We start from the raw sequence: 210 nt of genomic DNA on the forward strand, positions 1-210 counted from the left end.
GTGGTCGCGCTGCGCCTGGGCAAGTGGCTGCCGAACCTCGGCGCGCTGCTCAAGCTGCTCGCGGTGCTCGCCATGGGCGTCGGCGGCCTGCACTACGGCTGGAACCATGGCTTCGCCAACGACTTCAGCCTGGACTCCATCGTCCCGTCCTCGCCGGGCCAGATGGCCGCGCTGGGAGTGATGGTCTACGGCATCATGGGGACCGAGCTG

Annotated in this window: 1 pseudogene; it reads left to right on the forward strand. The window is 69.0% G+C overall.

What is annotated here, in order from left to right:
* Positions 1–210 (forward strand): annotated as a pseudogene (locus tag RRF55_RS29365) (hypothetical protein); the annotation flags it as partial.

The sequence above is a fragment of the Klebsiella sp. K47 genome (assembly GCF_051858335.1).
GTDB classification, from domain to species: Bacteria; Pseudomonadota; Gammaproteobacteria; order Enterobacterales; family Enterobacteriaceae; genus Klebsiella; species Klebsiella pneumoniae.